The organism is Cognatitamlana onchidii (genome assembly GCF_004804355.1).
Lineage (GTDB): Bacteria > Bacteroidota > Bacteroidia > Flavobacteriales > Flavobacteriaceae > Cognatitamlana > Cognatitamlana onchidii.
In genome coordinates this window covers 59,725-75,602 of record NZ_SRWZ01000007.1, presented here as the reverse complement: position 1 = coordinate 75,602, position 15,878 = coordinate 59,725, and the positions used below count along the sequence as shown (strand labels likewise).

The following is a 15,878-nucleotide window of genomic DNA, read 5'->3' as shown; positions in this document are numbered from 1 at the left end:
TTGGTTTGATTATTGCTATATTTAGATTCGTTAAAACAGACACTTAGATAGCTTTTGAAACTCAAAAAATTATCCTTACGGACCAGAATATTTATTGCCATGATTTTATTGGTATTACTGGGGTCTGTATTAATTGCAGCTGTAGCTATTTATCAATATAAAGAGCAAAGTGCAGATTATCATAAAGCACGTTTAGAGCGAAAGGAAGAAAATATTAGAACCCATTTAAAACGGGTACTAAACGGACGTCAAAATACATGGGAGGTTATTACTGAAAATATCCCATATATATTTAAAGATGAGGTCTACAATATTGCAGATATCCATAAGCTTCAAATAAATATTTACGATTTAGAAGGCGGATTATTAATTTCATCAAAAGCTGGTTTGCAAAACACGGGCTCCGAGGTTTGCTTGACGGCCGATATTATGAATGCCATAAGTAATACTGTAGAGTTTAATAATGCATTAGAGGTTGCGCAACACAGGTATGTAGATAAGCTTAAAGAAAATGGAGAGACCTTTCAGTCATCGTACACCTATATTACAGATAATCGTTCCAAACCACTCGCGATATTAAATATTCCATATTTAGAAAAAGACGATTTTTTAGATAAAGAGCTTAAGGAATTTTTAACTCGAATAGGTTTTGCTTTTATAGTGGTGCTTCTTATGGCTATTGCTATTGCTTTTTTATTATCGAAGTACATCACAAAGTCTTTGAAAACAATAAGTGATAAAATTAATGCCACGAGATTAGAGCGCTTAAATGAAAAAATTGAGGTTGACGATATGAGTGAAGAGATATCCACTTTGGTAAATTCATATAACAGTATGATTGATGAGCTGGAAGAAAGTGCTGTGCAATTGGCAAAAAGCGAACGCGAACAAGCATGGAGAGAAATGGCAAAACAAGTGGCTCATGAAATTAAAAACCCATTAACCCCAATGCGTCTAACAGTTCAAAATTTTCAAAGAAAGTTTGACCCTAATGATGCACAAATTCATGTAAAATTAGATGAATTCAGTAAGACTTTGATACAACAAATAGACACCATGAGTTCAATTGCTTCGGCGTTTTCAAATTTTGCTAAGATGCCAGCGCAACAAAATGAAACTTTGAATGTTGTTAAAATTATTAAGTTAGCCTTAGATATTTTTAATGAAGATTATATTTTGTTTAAAGCAGATGCAGACGAGATTATTGCAAAGTTTGACAGAACACAATTAATTAGAGTGGTTACTAACTTAGTGAAAAATGGGATTCAATCTATTCCAGATGAAACCATGCCAAAAATTGAGATTTCTGTTAGTGAGCTTAACGACGAGGTTATTATTAAGGTCTCAGATAATGGAGCGGGGGTAGCCGAAGAAAATAAAAGCAAAGTATTTGAGCCTAAGTTTACTACTAAATCCAGTGGTATGGGCCTTGGTTTAGCAATGGTAAAGAATATTCTGGAGACTTATAAAGGAAGTATTTCTTTTGTTTCTGAAAAAGATAAAGGAACGACCTTTAAAGTTACATTTCCAAAAGAATAACTGTAATTTCTGCAGAGTCAGGAGTCCTATAAATAAAAGATGAATTTAAAAAGTAAGCTTCTAATAATAATTACTTTCTTATTTACGTTACATGTGTTTTCTCAAGCAGGTGTTTATAATAGAGGAAGTGAAGAGCCTAGAGAAGACGGTACCATAATTCAGTGGACAATAACGTTAAACCAAGATGGTACATTTTTATATCATTTTTTAAGAGTTGCAGGAGAAAGGAACCCGGAAGAAAACTTTTATGGAAAAGGGACTTGGAAAATAGAAGGAAAAGTAATAATGTTCTTTTCAAAGGAGGATGATTTAAACCAGGAATTCACCGTGAATCTAAATAACTCTAAAGCAAGATACATCACAAAATCACCAAGAGATAAATCAGATAAAGTTGTAAAAACAGCATTAAGGTTTTATGAGTCTGAAACTTCTCATATAGTAGGTTTAACAGTATATAAAGAATAAATTATGGTATACAACAACATTTTTACCCAAGAAAATAATGGAATAACGACAATTACCATTAATAGACCAAAAAAATTAAACGCACTTAATAAAGAGACAATTAGTGAACTTCACGATGCTTTTAAAAGCGCAGATCAAGATAAGACAACAAAAGTTATTGTAGTAACAGGAAGTGGCGAGAAAGCCTTTATTGCAGGAGCAGACATTAGTGAATTTGCACATTTTAACGTTGATGAAGGCACCGAGCTAGCAGCAAAAGGGCAAGAGCTTTTGTTTGATTTTGTTCAAAATTTATCGACACCAGTTATTGCAGCAGTTAACGGTTTTGCGTTGGGCGGTGGACTTGAATTAGCCATGGCTTGTCATTTTAGAGTTGCCAGTGATAACGCAAAAATGGGGCTTCCAGAAGTGTCTTTAGGGGTTATACCAGGGTATGGTGGTACGCAGCGGTTACCTCAATTGGTGGGTAAAGGAAGAGCTATGGAAATGATTATGACCGCGGGCATGATTGATGCGAATCAGGCATTATCGTTTGGTTTAGTAAACCATGTAACTTCCCAAGAGGATTTATTAGACTTGTGTTATAAAATAGCGGCTAAAATATCAAGAAACTCATCGGTAGCTATACGTTCTGCTATTCAAGCTGTAAACGCAAATTATATGTCTCATGTTAATGGTTTTAACGTCGAGATTCAGGAGTTTGGTAATTGTTTTGGCACTGATGATTTTGCCGAGGGCACTACAGCTTTTTTAGAGAAGCGTAAGGCCGAGTTTCCTGGCGAATAGGTTATGCTTGATAATATAAAGGAATTAATCCCTGATTTTGTTAATAACCTAGTCTTCCTTTAACATATACCGAGTTTTATTATAGCTAATTTTAAAGAGAACTTTTCAATCTAGTTGTTATGAATCCCAAAACTTACTTAAAAGGGCGTGGTGCCCAGTCTCAAGTTTCAAATAAATTTTTAAAATATAATGAGGTCTTAAGGGATGACTTTTTAGAGTATTGCCTAAAGGAAGGTGAGTTACCTGCGGATAATAAAACCCATTTTCAAGAGGTGTTTCCAAAAACTATTGTCAATAAGGTAACAAGTCCTGATGTAGGTATGAATTATAGTATGAATCCTTACCAAGGTTGCGAGCATGGTTGCGTTTACTGTTATGCGCGAAATACCCATGAATATTGGGGATATGGGGCGGGTTTAGATTTTGAACGTCAAATTTTAGTAAAGAAAAATGCTCACAAACTACTAGAAGCTCATTTAAAAAAGAAATGTTGGGAAGCAAAAACTATTGTAATGTCGGGAAATACAGATTGCTATCAGCCTGCAGAAAAAAAGTATAAGATTACTCGACAATGCTTAAAGGTGTTTTTAAAATATAAGCACCCCGTTGGGATAATTACAAAAAATGCCCTTATACTAAGAGATTTGGATATTTTGAAAGCCCTTGCTAATAATAATTTGTTGGCTATCCATATTTCGATAACATCTTTATCCGAAGAAACACGATGGGTATTAGAGCCTAGAACAACATCTATTAAAATGCGCTTAAACACAATTAAGGTACTTTCCAGTCATGGTATTCCTGTAAATGTTATGCTTGCACCAATTATTCCAGCTATAAATAGTCATGAAATTCTGAATTTAGCTAAGGCAGTCAGTGAACATGGAGCTACATCAATATCACATACCATTGTTAGGCTAAATGGTGCTATTGGCGAAGTTTTTAGAGAGTGGATTTACAAAGTCATGCCCGATCGCGCCGAAAAAGTACTGCATCAAATAGAAGGTTGTCATGCAGGTCGCCTTAGCGATTCTAGGTATGGCCAAAGAATGCGCGGCGACGGTAAAATAGCCGAACAAATACATGATCTAGTTAGTTTGGCAAAGCGATTATATTTTAAAGAGGCGCGCATGCCAGAGCTTAATTTAGAATTGTTTAGTGCTTATAAACATGGTCAGCTAAAATTGTTTTGAACGAAAAAGGTGAGTCATTTTAATGACTCACCTTTCTCAACTAAATTAAAAATAAGGAACTAGACTTTAATTGATTGTTTTTGTAAAGGTTCTTCCTTGTGTATGGTATACTAATTTGTAAGATCCTTTGTCCATTCCCGATAATTTGAATGCTTTTTGTATGTTTTTTATGCCTTTAACTTTTTCAGCATGCACTAATTCAAAAGCATCAGAATAAAATCGGTCATCAGAAAAGAAAATTTTAATCTCAAGAGGTGTCTCGTTAAGATTTAATTGAGAAACAAAAACCATGTCGCCTTCAACTCGAGTAAAGGGTTTAAAACTAATAGTTTGAGCCTCTTTGTTAAAGGTTACTTCCTTAGATTTTACCTTAAACGGGATGGTTTTTATCTCTAAATCTTTTTCAAGTTCGAATAAATAATCGCCATCTGGAAGAGCGACTAAGTCAAACCCCTTAATATAGGTTCCAGATTTCTGTATCGATTCTTTATATAAAGTGACTCCGTGATTATCTTTAATTGATAACAGGTTTCCCTCTTTAACACTTTTTAAAGTAAGGGTGGTTCTTGAAGCATCATTTTTAATACTGTAAAAAGATCCTTCGTTTGCGAAACTTAACAAGGTAGTCATCATGATTACCATTAAGATTCCTTTTTTTGAGTGTTTAATTACGTTTTTCATAATTTGGGTTTTATAACGTTCAACAAGTCAAAGGTATATCAGATTTGATTGTTGTAAAACATTGAAATTGACCAATTTATGTGGGATTTTAACTGTTATTTTTGTATTAAATATGTGTTAAGTTAATTGAGTATATATTGAGGTTAAGTGTGTTTAATTTTGGTCTTTATAAACGGTCTAATAAAATAGTATCATGGAACGTATAGTATTCAAGAAAAAAATAAGGTCTACTCAAAATCTCTTTGTTTTCCTTTAGAAAACAATTAAAAACGGTTTGTGTTATTTCCATAAATAGAAAAGTGGGCCATCAAGGCCCACTTTCAAAACTAAACTAAATAAGACATTAAACTAATTACTAATAAATGTTGTGTAAGTTTTGTTGTTAGCGTTTATCACTATTTTATATTGGCCTTTTTCCAATTTATAAATACGTTCTAAAATGGTTTCGTTTTCAATATTTTCAGAATGTACTAAAGCAGAGGAGTCATTATAAACGGCGTAAACTTTAATAGAAATACTTTCGGCACTGGACGCTAATTTTGATATAAATACCAGATCGTCTTCTTGTCTTGTATGTGGCTTAAAAATTGTGGACTCTTGCTCCTCATTAAAAACAACATGGTTGGCTTTAACAGTAAACGGAATGGTATTGATTTCTAGATCTTTTTCAACCTCAAAAATATAGGTTCCATCTGGCAAGTTATTAAGGTCAAATCCTTTTTTGTAAATCCCATTGGTTTCTATAAGTTCCTTATATAATACAAAACCGTTATTGTCTTTAATATATATCTGGTTTCCTTTTTTTACATCCTCTAAGACCAATGCTGTCGTCTTAGTTTTATTATCGATTAGAATTTTTGCGTCATTGGCGAATCCCATAATAGTAGCAAAGAGCGCTACCATTAAGAATGCTTTTTTTGTGTTTGAAATAATGCGTTTCATAATTACCATATTTAAGGTTCAATACAACAAAGATATAATGGGGAGGGTCTTTGTAAAACATTGAAATTAATGACTTTGTGTGTTATATTGATGGTTAATTGAGCATTGTTTTTGGTTAAAAGAGTAGTGTTAAAAATAGAAACAAAATCTACCAGAAAGCGCTTTTAAAAAAGGAGGCGATATAAATTTATGGATTTAAAAAGCTGGTAAAAAGAAAGTGGGCCACCACAGCCCACTTTACCAACTAAACTAAACTAAATAAGACATTAAACTAATTATTAATGAATACCGATACTCTTTGCGAAAAGAGTTTATGAGTATTTAAAACTACTTTTTAATGTGAAAAATGTTTTAAGTATTATGAATACTAACATTCAACAATACAAAGATATAGGAGAGAGGCATGGTAAAAAACATCAATTTTGGCTCTTATCTATGCTATTTTAACTGTTAAAGCAATGTTAACTTACTGTTAAGTTAAAATAGCATACAATTAGGGTAATAAAATATATAATGTATGCATAATAAGTAGTAATTTTGTATTAAAAAGGCCCTGCTATGATAAATAAGAAACCTACACTAAAAAAATTAAGTCCGAGTTTTGGAAGCTCGCTCTTAATTAAGCAGCACACAGAAAAGGTTGATAAGAATGAGGCATACTGGCATTTTCACCCGGAGTTAGAATTAATATATGTAAATAAAGGTCAAGGTAAAACTCATATTGGGAGTCATTTATCTTACTTTAATAATAGTCAGCTTATATTAATAGGTTCTAATTTACCTCATAATGGATTTACCGATCGATTAACAGCAAATGGATCTGAAACAACCATTCAGTTTAAAGCCGATTTCTTAGGTAAAGATTTTATTGATATTCCTGAAATGGTCAATGTTGTGTCTTTGTTTGAACGCGCTAAAAAAGGCATTCGTTTTCAAATAGAAACCAAAGCTGTTATTGGACCTAAAATAGATAAACTTCTTGAATACCAAGGTTTAGAGCGTCTTATCAAATTCTTGGAAATATTAAACTATTTGGCGTCTACGGACGATTACAAGTTGCTTAATGCTGATGGCTTGGCAGTCGAAGCGGAAGCTCAAGACAGTGCGAAAATAGGAACTATATTCAAGTATGTGAATAAGAATTTTCAAAGCCATATAGCATTAGATGAAATTGCAGATCTGGTAAGTATGACGGTTCCAGCTTTTTGTCGATATTTTAAAAAATCTACCGGAAAAACTTTCACCCAAGTGGTTAATGAATATCGTGTAGTACATGCTACAAAACTGCTTACTGAAAGTGATTTGAGTGTAACCGATGTTTGCTACGAATGTGGATTCAATAATTTTTCGCACTTTAATAAAACGTTTAATGATATTACGGGAAAAAGTGCATCGAGTTATAGAAAAGAAACAAAAATGCTAATTAGTTAGGGGAATAGAGAAGGTCTTTTATTTTAGGCCGTCCCATTCCTTATAAAATTGTTCTAGAAAATCTAACATATAGTTATGGCGTTCTAGAGCAACTCTTTTTGCGGTTTTGGTGTGCATTCTGTCTTTTAATAGCAGAAGTTTTTCGTAAAAGTGATTTATGGTTGGCGCTTTAGAATTCTTATACGCCGCCTTGGTCATATTTAGGTTTGGTTTAATATTGGGATCATAGAGCCCTCTATTTTTAAATCCACCATAGTTAAAACATCTGGCAATACCAATAGCTCCAATGGCATCCAACCGATCGGCGTCTTGTATAACATCGAGTTCTGCCGATTTAAAGTTTTGAGTTTCGTTACCCCCTTTAAAAGAAACGTTTTCTATAATCGCTGCAACATGCTCAATAATTTTGGAGTCTACATTATGCTTAAATAAGAACTCTCGTGCTATTTTGGGGCCAACGGTTTCGTCGCCATTATGGAATTTGCTATCGGCAATATCATGGAGTAAAGCCCCTAAGGCAACCACTAAGGTATCTACATTTTCGCCTTTTGAAATTAATAAGGCATTATTAAAGACGCGTTCAGTATGAAACCAATCGTGCCCTCCTTCAGCTCCAGAAAGTGTTTTTTTTACAAAGGTTTTGGTTTTATTAATAAGACTTTCGGCGTTCATAAATCCCTTGTTATGTATGCTTTATTGATACTTTTTGAAAATCAATTTGACATACAAAGAAGTTTAAAATTTACTTAGCAATAGCAGGTTCTACCCACTTAAATTGAAATGAATTTTCAGGAATTTTCATGCGATCTGCCAATCTATACATTCGAGATGGAAGTTTCATTAGGTAGTCTCTCGCTTTTTCAGCTTCGTCATTCAGCCCTGTTATTTTATCTATTTCCCAGCGATCTATTAACTTTTGAAGAATGTCTACATAATCGGTAGAAGTATAGACACCAATACGCTGTGCTGTATTAGAAAATTCTTCAAAAGCAGTACTAATTGCTCCTCCAGATTCTCTTAAAAAGTGTGCTGGCATGGTTATTTTTTGCTTCATCATGTAGTGAAAAGCCATCATCATTTGGCTTGGGTCTACTTTAAAAATACGATCTACAAAATCTGAATAAGCATGATGGTGACGCATTTCATCTCCAGAAATTATTTGACACATTTTAGCTAAGCGCTTATTGCCTTTTTTTCTTGCAATTTTAGCAACACGATTATGCGAGATATAGGTTGCTAATTCTTGGAAACTTGTATAAACAAAGTTTTTGTAAGGATCTCTATCCGTTCCAATGTCAAAACCATCCGCAATAAGGTGTTGGGTGGTAATTTCAATTTCTTTCATGTTTACGCGCCCAGAAAGGTAGAGGTATTTGTTCAGGACATCGCCATGTCTGTTTTCTTCAGCGGTCCATTGCTTTACCCATTTCCCCCAGCCGTTAACACCGTCAACTTGTTCTATGCCTTCAACATCCATTAGCCAAGATTCATAGGTTGGAAGAGCTTCTTCTGTAATCATATCTCCTACTAAAACCACCCAGAAATCATAAGGTAATTCTTTTGCAAGCTCTCGAATCTCCTTAATTTCTTCAAAGAACGCACTGTCTTGTGCCTCAGAATTAGGAAGAAAGTCTGTTGGTTGCCAAATGCTATCAATGGGGATTAAATACTTTTCCATTAACGCATCAACGTCTTTTTCCAAAAACTTCATTACTTCTAATCGCTTATTCTTTAAAGACATATTTTAATTTTACGGTTTTATGTGTTCGGTAATTGTAGTTTCAACACTACTTATTAGATCCTGCTTATTCACAAAGGTAGCTATTTCTATGGGTTTATGAACAGTAAATGTTAGATGAATGCCTAAACCCATGGGAAACTTCCCATATTTAAGCATTTTCCATGAATTATTAATAGTAACAGGTACGACTAGTGCAGATGGAATTTTTTTAATGAGAATCTCTAATCCTTTTATTTGAAACTTTTTTGGATTACCATCTTTACTGCGTGTTCCCTCTGGAAAAATAACTGCAGCTCTTTTATTGGATTCAATATATTCGCCAAATTTCATAAGGGCGGGTAAAGATTGTCTTGGGTTTTTTCGATCAATTAACGCTGCCCCACCATGACGCAGATTATAGGATACACTAGGAATGCCTTTTCCAAGTTCAATTTTACTAATAAATTTTGGATGGTGCTTACGCATAAACCAAGTTAGTGGGTAGATGTCATGTAAACTTTGGTGGTTAGCCACTATAATTAATGGTCTATTTGTTGGAATATTATAGGGATTTGTAAACGTGAATCTGGTTCCTAAAATATTGGCACAACGCATTAAGGCCAGTTGTAGAAAATCAACACTTTTTTTATGAGTTTGATAACCAAAAACATTGAAACAAAACCATTGAATGGGATGAAATATAACAAGTGTTAAGAAAAAGCACAGGTTATAGATAATTGATAAAGGGTATGATACAAGTTTTAACATGCCCCAAAAATAGCAAAACTCAAGATTTAATACTCAGCAATACAAGTGTTATTTTTACAATTTAAGCTTGTTGGAGGAGTTGTAACCGCACAATCTGATGCGATATTCCATTTGGTGTTATAAGCCTCATTTTTTTTATTGTAGTCTTTTACTAAAGCTGTTAATTTGGTGGTGTTTATGGAAGTGGAGTACACTAAATATTCCAATGGCCCGCCACAGGGTTTTGCGCCTAAACCAATAAATTTACATTCCGTAGTTTCGTTGCAAATGGATTTATTTGCAAGAGATATAATTTCAGTTTTTAAAGTTATTAGTTCTGCCAGTTCATCTTGTTGCGGAGAAGACATGTCGTCACTATCATTACACGTAAAGGATATGATTGCAAAAAAGACAAGAATAATAATAAGTGTATAGGTTTTTTTCATTCCGACCATATTGTTTTAAGATGTAAATGACCTCCAAAGGTTGCGTTCTAAAATAAAAAAACCACGAAAATCGTGGTTTTTATCGGTTTTTTTAACTCTAATTAAGAGTGTTGCTGTCTGTTTTAACAATGCTCATTGTAGGCATCTACAAGGTTTTCAGCAATAAGTTCGGCTGGACGACCTTCAATGTGATGACGTTCTAACATATGAACAAGTTCTCCATTTTTAAACAAAGCCATACTTGGCGAACTTGGAGGAAACGGTACCATATAACCACGAGCAGTGTCAACAGCTTCTTTGTCAACACCTGCAAATACCGTTACAATGTTGTCTGGTTTTTTAGCATTTTGCAAGCTCATTCTAGCCCCTGGTCTAGCATTGGCTGCTGCGCAACCACAAACAGAGTTAACTACAACTAAGGTAGTACCCTCTTTTGCCAAAGCAGCATCAACAGCTTCGCTTGTATGTAACTCTTCAAAGCCAACATTAGTTAAGTCTTCTCTCATTGGTTTTACTAATTCTGCTGGATACATATTTTTAAATTTAAATAATTAACAATTTTTATGTCTACAAAGATATCAATTGTGTAACAAATGGATTAGACAATCAACTAACAAATATTATATTTGACGATAAACAAAATTTATACTTACAGATGAGTTTTTCAAAATGGATTGGTGGCGCATTAGGGTGGTCTTTTGGAGGCCCTATAGGGGCCATAATTGGTGTGGCTATAGGAAGTTTGATAGATTCGATGTCTAATGGTACAGCCGTTTTTAAAGGTGATGAGCCTTACAGAGGAGGTAGAACAAGACAAAGGCCTCAAACACAATCGGGTGATTTTGAAGTGAGTTTACTCATCTTGGCCTCAGTGGTTATTAAAGCCGATGGAAAACAAGATCAAAGAGAGTTAGATTATGTGCGGCAGCAGTTTTTAACTATGTATGGAAAGGAACGCGCCAACCATGCCTTTAAACTCTTTAAAAGTATTAATAAGCAACGCATTTCTGTTCGCCCTGTTTGCTTGCAGATTAGACAAATGATGGATCATGCATCGCGTTTACAATTGCTTCATTTTTTATTCGGAATTGCCAAAGCAGATGGTGTTGTTACTGAAGATGAGGTTAAACAGATTTATACCATTTCAAATTACTTAGGCATTAGTTCTCGGGATTATGAGAGTATTAAAGCCATGTTTTATAGTAATAGTGATAACGCTTACAAGGTTTTAGAGATCGATAAAAATGTTTCGGTAGACGATATTAAAAAAGCGTATCGTAGAATGGCCAAAAAATACCATCCAGATAAGGTTATTCATTTAGGAAAGGAGCACCAAAAGGGTGCTGAAGAAAAATTTAGAAAGGTTCAGGCCGCATACGAACAGATTCAAAAGGAACGCGGTTTTTAATTCACTTTTATCAACTAAATTAGGACATTCGTTCTTCGATAAATCGTAAAAACCCATAGCATCTGTTTCAAAGTAAAAATAAAATAAATAAATTGCAGAAGCATCTATTTATCTTTTTTGAATTATGAGAAATATTTTTGACGCTAAGGAAACCGATTTGGTTATTGAAAGAATCAATAAACTTAAACCAACAACACAGCCGTTATGGGGTAAAATGAGTGTAGGCCAGATGCTTGCTCATTGCAATGTTACTTACGAGATGGCTTTTGAGGATAAACACAAGAAGCCAAACGGGTTTACCAAATTTATGTTGAAGTTATTTGTTAAAAATGCGGTAGTTGGCCCGAAACCATATAAGAAAAACAGCAGAACAGCCCCTCAATTTTTAGTGTCTGATGCTAAGAATTTTGTGGAGGAAAAAGCGCGTTTAACAGATTATCTTAAGAAAACACAAGATTTAGGAGCTAGTTATTTTGATGGCAAAGAGTCGCACTCCTTTGGGAATCTATCCAAGGATGAATGGAATAATATGTTTTACAAACATCTTGATCATCATTTAACTCAGTTTGGTGTTTAATTCTTATCTAAATTTAATAATAGTTTCCTTTTTACCCACTTCTAAGTCTATGGTTCTTCCAAGGATTAAAGCGTTGTTTTCTTTTTCATGACCTGCAGGCATATTAAAGGCAATAGGGAAATTATATTCTGAAAGGGCGTCCAAGATAAGCTGTTCTATAGAACTCCCCCAAAGCGTTGTGTTTTTTCTGAGTTTAGACATGTCTCCAACAATTACGCCTTGGCAGTCTTTAAAATATCCTGCCCGTTTTAGACTTTGTAACATACGGTCTATATGGTATTTATATTCGCCTATTTCTTCAATAAATAGAATTTTTCCATTCGTGTTTATGCTGGAATCGGACCCTAGCATGGTGTGAAGCATCGTTAAATTACCACCAACTAGTTGTCCAGAGGCTATTCCTGTTCTATTATATGTAGATCCTGAAAGTGTATAGCTAAGAGGTTTGCCAAAAATAGTGTTCTTAAAACTAGAAAGACTGGACTCGATTTCAGATAAATCTTGAGTTAAACTTACACACATAAGGGCATGCAAGCTTTCAATACCTTCGTTATGTATTTGATTATGAATGGCTGTAATATCTGAATAACCAATAACCCACTTTGGGTTTTCTTTAAATGTTGTCCAATCGATATGGTCTAAAATTCTAACAGAACCATAGCCGCCTCTAGCACACCAAATGGCTTTAACCTTAGGATTGTCTAGGGCCTTTTGGAAATCTTCACATCTATCGTCGTCTGTTCCTGCAAAATGATTGTTTTGACTAAACACATGCTTCCCCAAAATTGGATGTAGCCCCCAACTTTTTAGCAAGGTTTTAGCTTGCTCTATTTCCCTTGTTCTATGTCTTAAAATTCCTGAAGGAGCTATAATAGCAACGGTATCTCCTGCTTTTAAATATACTGGTTGTTTCAAAATTTGTTGTGTTGTTACTGGCGCATTATTTTGGGCTTCAATCTTGTTGGATATGAAGCACAAAAGCATCCAAAATATACTGAATTTTAGGAGGTTTTTCCACATACGGTAAATGTACATTTTTTTTCTAAATGCCTGCTTATTTGATTACTTTTGTGGCGCAGTAAAAAATAAGAATATCAGAAAATGTGAGCAACCACGAGTTCCTCATAATAAAACCTTATTTTTTCAAGCTTTTATAACGATAGATTAATATAGATTCAATGAGCCATCCTAAAAGATATACCATTACCACTGCTTTACCTTATACTAACGGCCCTATTCATATTGGGCATTTAGCAGGTGTTTATGTACCAGCAGATATTTATGTACGTTTCTTAAGGTTAACAGGGAACGATGTCGCTTTTATTGGTGGCAGCGACGAACATGGTGTGCCTATTACGATAAAAGCAAAGAATGAGGGTGTGTCTCCACAAGATATTGTAGATAAATATCATGCCATTATTAAAAAGTCGTTCGAAGATTTTGGAATTACTTATGATAATTATTCAAGAACGTCTGCCCCTATTCATCATGAAACGGCTTCAGAGTTTTTTAAGATCTTATATGATAAAGGAGAGTTTATTGAGGAGACTACGGAACAGCTCTACGACAAGGAAGCCAATCAATTTTTAGCCGATAGGTTTGTAGTGGGTACCTGCCCTAAATGTGGTAATGAAGAGAGTTATGGAGATCAATGCGAAAATTGTGGCACTAGCCATAATGCTACAGATCTTATAAATCCAAAATCGGCTTTAACAGGAAATGTGCCAACGCTCAAACAAACAAAACACTGGTTTTTACCTTTGGATAAACATGAAGCGTTTTTAAAAGACTGGATTTTAAAGGGTCATAAAAAAGACTGGAAACCCAATGTATATGGGCAGGTAAAATCTTGGATTGATGATGGATTACGACCAAGAGCCGTAACCAGAGATTTAGATTGGGGGATTCCGGTGCCCGTTGAAGGGGGTGAAGGAAAAGTATTGTATGTTTGGTTCGATGCGCCTATTGGTTATATTTCTTCTACCAAAGAATGGGCTGAAAAAGAAGGAAAAGATTGGGAGCCATACTGGAAGGATAAAGACACCAAGCTGGTACACTTTATAGGTAAAGATAATATTGTATTTCATTGTATTATTTTTCCATCTATGTTAAAAGCCGAGGGGTCTTATATTTTACCAGAGAATGTGCCAGCTAACGAATTTTTAAACCTAGAAGGACAGAAGCTATCAACATCAAAAAATTGGGCGGTTTGGCTACCTGAATATTTGAAAGATTTTCCAGGGCAACAAGATGTGCTAAGGTATGTGCTTACTGCCAACGCTCCTGAAACTAAGGATAACGATTTTACCTGGAAAGACTTTCAAGCCAGAAATAATAACGAGCTTGTGGCTATTTTTGGAAACTTTATAAACCGTGTAGTGGTACTAACCAATAAGTACTACAATGGCGTAGTACCAGAACCCGGCGAGTTTTTACAAGAAGATCAAGATACGCTTGCCGCTGTAAGAGCTTATCCAGATGTTATTGCTAGTTCTATTGAGCGATACAGGTTTAGAGAGGCGGGCCAAGAGTTAATGAACTTAGCGAGATTAGGAAATAAATATTTAGCAGATGCCGAGCCTTGGAAGGTTATTAAACAAGATGAGGTACGTACTAAAACAATCATGTATGTGGCGCTTCAGATAGCTTCGGCTCTGGCAACGTTAAGTGAACCCTTTTTACCTTTTACTTCAGACAAATTAAAACACATTCTTAATGTGGTTTCGGGTGAAGCAAAAACCGACTGGAACCATGTGAAAAATAAAAAAGAATTGCTTCCTGCTGGTCATCAAATAGGAAAAGCAGAATTGCTGTTTTCTAAAATTGAAGACGCTACGATTCAAGCACAGTTAGATAAGCTTGAAGCCAGTAAAAAAGCCAATGAAGCAGCAAATAAGGTTGTAGAACCTCAAAAGGATACTATTACTTTTGATGATTTTACCAAGTTAGATATTCGCGTAGGAACCATTATAGAGGCAGAGAAAATGCCTAAAACTAAAAAACTTTTAAAGCTGAAAGTTGATACTGGGATAGATACCAGAACCATAGTTTCGGGTATAGCAGAGAGCTTTACGGCTGAAGACGTTATTGGTAAGCGGGTAACTGTTTTAGTAAATTTAGCGCCAAGAGCCTTAAGAGGTGTGGAAAGTCAAGGTATGATTTTAATGACTGAAACGGCCGAGGGCAAATTAGTTTTTGTAAGCCCGGATGATAGTAATGTGGCTAATGGGCTGCAGATAAGTTAGTTCAATATAATTGAAAATTAGAACGTCAAAGCTGGGCAGAATTAATAAAAAAAACTGGATTAAGGAATCATCTAAATAGGTTCATTGAGCGTAAATTAGTTAAAGTATTTTATTTTTTAAAAGTGACGTTTTATTTAAAAAGGGTCATAGTTGTAATACCTTTATCTAACCTAAAAATCAAATTATTTCATGAGAAACATTGTAATGCTGCTATTAGCTTTTAGTTTGATAGCCTGTGGAGGGTCGAAAACAGTAAGAATCTCTAAAAAAGTAATGAAAGGGGATTGGACCCTTACCAATATTGCCTTTAGTGAACAAGGACCGTATAAGCTAACGCTTCTAAATGACGAAAATAAGGAGTGCTTTGAGGGAAGTACATGGAAGTTTATTCCTAATAATAACACAGGCACCTATGCTATTAGTGGTGTAGGCTGTAGTAGTGGGGACCGTTTTTTTATTTTTACTATTGATGAGGTTGATGAAGCTACAGGCCTATATGACTTTTTATTAAAACCAACCGATGCCAAGGGGAAATCCGAAACTAACCAAGGCTTTCGTTTAAAGCTTGCGGCCTTATCTGAAACTAACATGCAATGGGAGCAAACGACTACGGTTGACGGGAAACCTTTTGTGATTACCATGAATTTTTCGAAAACTATAAATAGCACAAATTAAAAGTTTAGTTTAAATCAAGTTAT

17 protein-coding genes are annotated in these 15,878 nt (G+C 34.7%); 9 read left to right on the top strand and 8 right to left on the bottom strand.

Going from position 1 to position 15,878, the window contains the following annotated elements; genetic code table 11:
- The first annotated feature begins 99 nt into the window (after positions 1–99).
- The 4 genes from E5D58_RS13165 to E5D58_RS13150 all read left to right on the top strand — a co-directional run bounded on the left by E5D58_RS13165 (position 100) and on the right by E5D58_RS13150 (position 3,983).
- Complete coding sequence (locus E5D58_RS13165) at positions 100–1,539, top strand: sensor histidine kinase (RefSeq protein WP_235835918.1); 1,440 nt, start codon at positions 100–102, stop codon at positions 1,537–1,539.
- 39 nt (positions 1,540–1,578) lie between these two features.
- The gene (locus tag E5D58_RS13160) at positions 1,579–2,004 is read left to right on the top strand and encodes a copper resistance protein NlpE N-terminal domain-containing protein (protein ID WP_136482524.1); all 426 of its coding nucleotides are present in this window, start codon (positions 1,579–1,581) and stop codon (positions 2,002–2,004) included.
- 3 nt (positions 2,005–2,007) lie between these two features.
- Positions 2,008–2,790: an enoyl-CoA hydratase/isomerase family protein gene (locus E5D58_RS13155; protein ID WP_136482522.1), complete on the top strand. Its 783-nt coding sequence runs from the start codon at positions 2,008–2,010 to the stop codon at positions 2,788–2,790.
- 119 nt (positions 2,791–2,909) lie between these two features.
- Entirely contained in the window at positions 2,910–3,983 is a 1,074-nt protein-coding gene (locus tag E5D58_RS13150; protein ID WP_136482520.1) for a PA0069 family radical SAM protein, read from the top strand.
- Between the two features lie 66 nt (positions 3,984–4,049).
- Here E5D58_RS13150 and E5D58_RS13145 read toward each other — a convergent pair whose 3' ends face one another.
- Both E5D58_RS13145 and E5D58_RS13140 read right to left on the bottom strand, forming a co-directional pair.
- Positions 4,050–4,664, bottom strand: coding sequence for a hypothetical protein (locus tag E5D58_RS13145; protein ID WP_136482518.1), 615 nt, complete (start codon positions 4,662–4,664; stop codon positions 4,050–4,052).
- A gap of 348 nt (positions 4,665–5,012) precedes the next feature.
- A complete protein-coding gene (locus tag E5D58_RS13140) occupies positions 5,013–5,606 on the bottom strand; it encodes a hypothetical protein (protein ID WP_136482517.1) in 594 nt (197 codons plus the stop codon).
- Between the two features lie 558 nt (positions 5,607–6,164).
- On the opposite strand from E5D58_RS13140, the gene E5D58_RS13135 reads away from it, so the two are divergent.
- A complete protein-coding gene (locus E5D58_RS13135) occupies positions 6,165–7,037 on the top strand; it encodes a helix-turn-helix domain-containing protein (RefSeq protein WP_136482515.1) in 873 nt (290 codons plus the stop codon).
- Positions 7,038–7,055: 18 nt separating this feature from the next.
- On the opposite strand, the gene E5D58_RS13130 is transcribed toward E5D58_RS13135, so the two are convergent.
- The 5 genes from E5D58_RS13130 to E5D58_RS13110 form a co-directional block, all read right to left on the bottom strand.
- The gene (locus E5D58_RS13130) at positions 7,056–7,709 is read right to left on the bottom strand and encodes an HD domain-containing protein (RefSeq protein ID WP_136482513.1); all 654 of its coding nucleotides are present in this window, start codon (positions 7,707–7,709) and stop codon (positions 7,056–7,058) included.
- A 70-nt stretch (positions 7,710–7,779) separates the two neighbouring features.
- Positions 7,780–8,778, bottom strand: a complete 999-nt coding sequence (locus E5D58_RS13125; RefSeq protein ID WP_136482511.1) for an acyl-ACP desaturase — start codon at positions 8,776–8,778, stop codon at positions 7,780–7,782.
- Positions 8,779–8,787: 9 nt separating this feature from the next.
- Positions 8,788–9,525 carry a lysophospholipid acyltransferase family protein gene (locus E5D58_RS13120; RefSeq protein ID WP_136482509.1) on the bottom strand — a complete coding sequence of 246 codons (738 nt, stop codon included), beginning with the start codon at positions 9,523–9,525 and terminating at the stop codon, positions 8,788–8,790.
- A gap of 26 nt (positions 9,526–9,551) precedes the next feature.
- Complete coding sequence (locus tag E5D58_RS13115; RefSeq protein ID WP_136482507.1) at positions 9,552–9,950, bottom strand: hypothetical protein; 399 nt, start codon at positions 9,948–9,950, stop codon at positions 9,552–9,554.
- 122 nt (positions 9,951–10,072) lie between these two features.
- Entirely contained in the window at positions 10,073–10,483 is a 411-nt protein-coding gene (locus E5D58_RS13110) for a BrxA/BrxB family bacilliredoxin (protein WP_136482505.1), read from the bottom strand.
- Between the two features lie 122 nt (positions 10,484–10,605).
- Here E5D58_RS13110 and E5D58_RS13105 point away from each other — a divergent pair, with 122 nt between their 5' ends.
- On the top strand, positions 10,606–11,358 hold the full coding sequence (locus E5D58_RS13105; protein ID WP_136482503.1) for a TerB family tellurite resistance protein: 753 nt from the start codon (positions 10,606–10,608) through the stop codon (positions 11,356–11,358).
- Positions 11,359–11,482: 124 nt separating this feature from the next.
- Positions 11,483–11,935, top strand: a complete 453-nt coding sequence (locus E5D58_RS13100; protein WP_136482501.1) for a DUF1569 domain-containing protein — start codon at positions 11,483–11,485, stop codon at positions 11,933–11,935.
- Between the two features lie 3 nt (positions 11,936–11,938).
- Here E5D58_RS13100 and E5D58_RS13095 read toward each other — a convergent pair whose 3' ends face one another.
- Complete coding sequence (locus E5D58_RS13095) at positions 11,939–12,850, bottom strand: S66 peptidase family protein (protein ID WP_394345712.1); 912 nt, start codon at positions 12,848–12,850, stop codon at positions 11,939–11,941.
- A 263-nt stretch (positions 12,851–13,113) separates the two neighbouring features.
- On the opposite strand from E5D58_RS13095, the gene metG reads away from it, so the two are divergent.
- Both metG and E5D58_RS13085 read left to right on the top strand, forming a co-directional pair.
- On the top strand, positions 13,114–15,180 hold the full coding sequence (gene metG, locus E5D58_RS13090) for a methionine--tRNA ligase (protein WP_136482498.1): 2,067 nt from the start codon (positions 13,114–13,116) through the stop codon (positions 15,178–15,180).
- Between the two features lie 189 nt (positions 15,181–15,369).
- The gene (locus E5D58_RS13085) at positions 15,370–15,855 is read left to right on the top strand and encodes a lipocalin family protein (protein ID WP_136482496.1); all 486 of its coding nucleotides are present in this window, start codon (positions 15,370–15,372) and stop codon (positions 15,853–15,855) included.
- The last annotated feature ends 23 nt before the right edge of the window (positions 15,856–15,878 follow it).

Bases quoted from the DNA above. Each gene is read 5' to 3' on its own strand.
- E5D58_RS13165 (WP_235835918.1), top strand. From the start codon at position 100: ATGATTTTATTGGTATTACTGGGGTCTGTATTAATTGCAGCTGTAGCT.
- E5D58_RS13160 (WP_136482524.1), top strand. From the start codon at position 1,579: ATGAATTTAAAAAGTAAGCTTCTAATAATAATTACTTTCTTATTTACG.
- E5D58_RS13155 (WP_136482522.1), top strand. From the start codon at position 2,008: ATGGTATACAACAACATTTTTACCCAAGAAAATAATGGAATAACGACA.
- E5D58_RS13150 (WP_136482520.1), top strand. From the start codon at position 2,910: ATGAATCCCAAAACTTACTTAAAAGGGCGTGGTGCCCAGTCTCAAGTT.
- E5D58_RS13145 (WP_136482518.1), bottom strand. From the start codon at position 4,664: ATGAAAAACGTAATTAAACACTCAAAAAAAGGAATCTTAATGGTAATC.
- E5D58_RS13140 (WP_136482517.1), bottom strand. From the start codon at position 5,606: ATGAAACGCATTATTTCAAACACAAAAAAAGCATTCTTAATGGTAGCG.
- E5D58_RS13135 (WP_136482515.1), top strand. From the start codon at position 6,165: ATGATAAATAAGAAACCTACACTAAAAAAATTAAGTCCGAGTTTTGGA.
- E5D58_RS13130 (WP_136482513.1), bottom strand. From the start codon at position 7,709: ATGAACGCCGAAAGTCTTATTAATAAAACCAAAACCTTTGTAAAAAAA.
- E5D58_RS13125 (WP_136482511.1), bottom strand. From the start codon at position 8,778: ATGTCTTTAAAGAATAAGCGATTAGAAGTAATGAAGTTTTTGGAAAAA.
- E5D58_RS13120 (WP_136482509.1), bottom strand. From the start codon at position 9,525: ATGTTAAAACTTGTATCATACCCTTTATCAATTATCTATAACCTGTGC.
- E5D58_RS13115 (WP_136482507.1), bottom strand. From the start codon at position 9,950: ATGAAAAAAACCTATACACTTATTATTATTCTTGTCTTTTTTGCAATC.
- E5D58_RS13110 (WP_136482505.1), bottom strand. From the start codon at position 10,483: ATGTATCCAGCAGAATTAGTAAAACCAATGAGAGAAGACTTAACTAAT.
- E5D58_RS13105 (WP_136482503.1), top strand. From the start codon at position 10,606: ATGAGTTTTTCAAAATGGATTGGTGGCGCATTAGGGTGGTCTTTTGGA.
- E5D58_RS13100 (WP_136482501.1), top strand. From the start codon at position 11,483: ATGAGAAATATTTTTGACGCTAAGGAAACCGATTTGGTTATTGAAAGA.
- metG (WP_136482498.1), top strand. From the start codon at position 13,114: ATGAGCCATCCTAAAAGATATACCATTACCACTGCTTTACCTTATACT.
- E5D58_RS13085 (WP_136482496.1), top strand. From the start codon at position 15,370: ATGAGAAACATTGTAATGCTGCTATTAGCTTTTAGTTTGATAGCCTGT.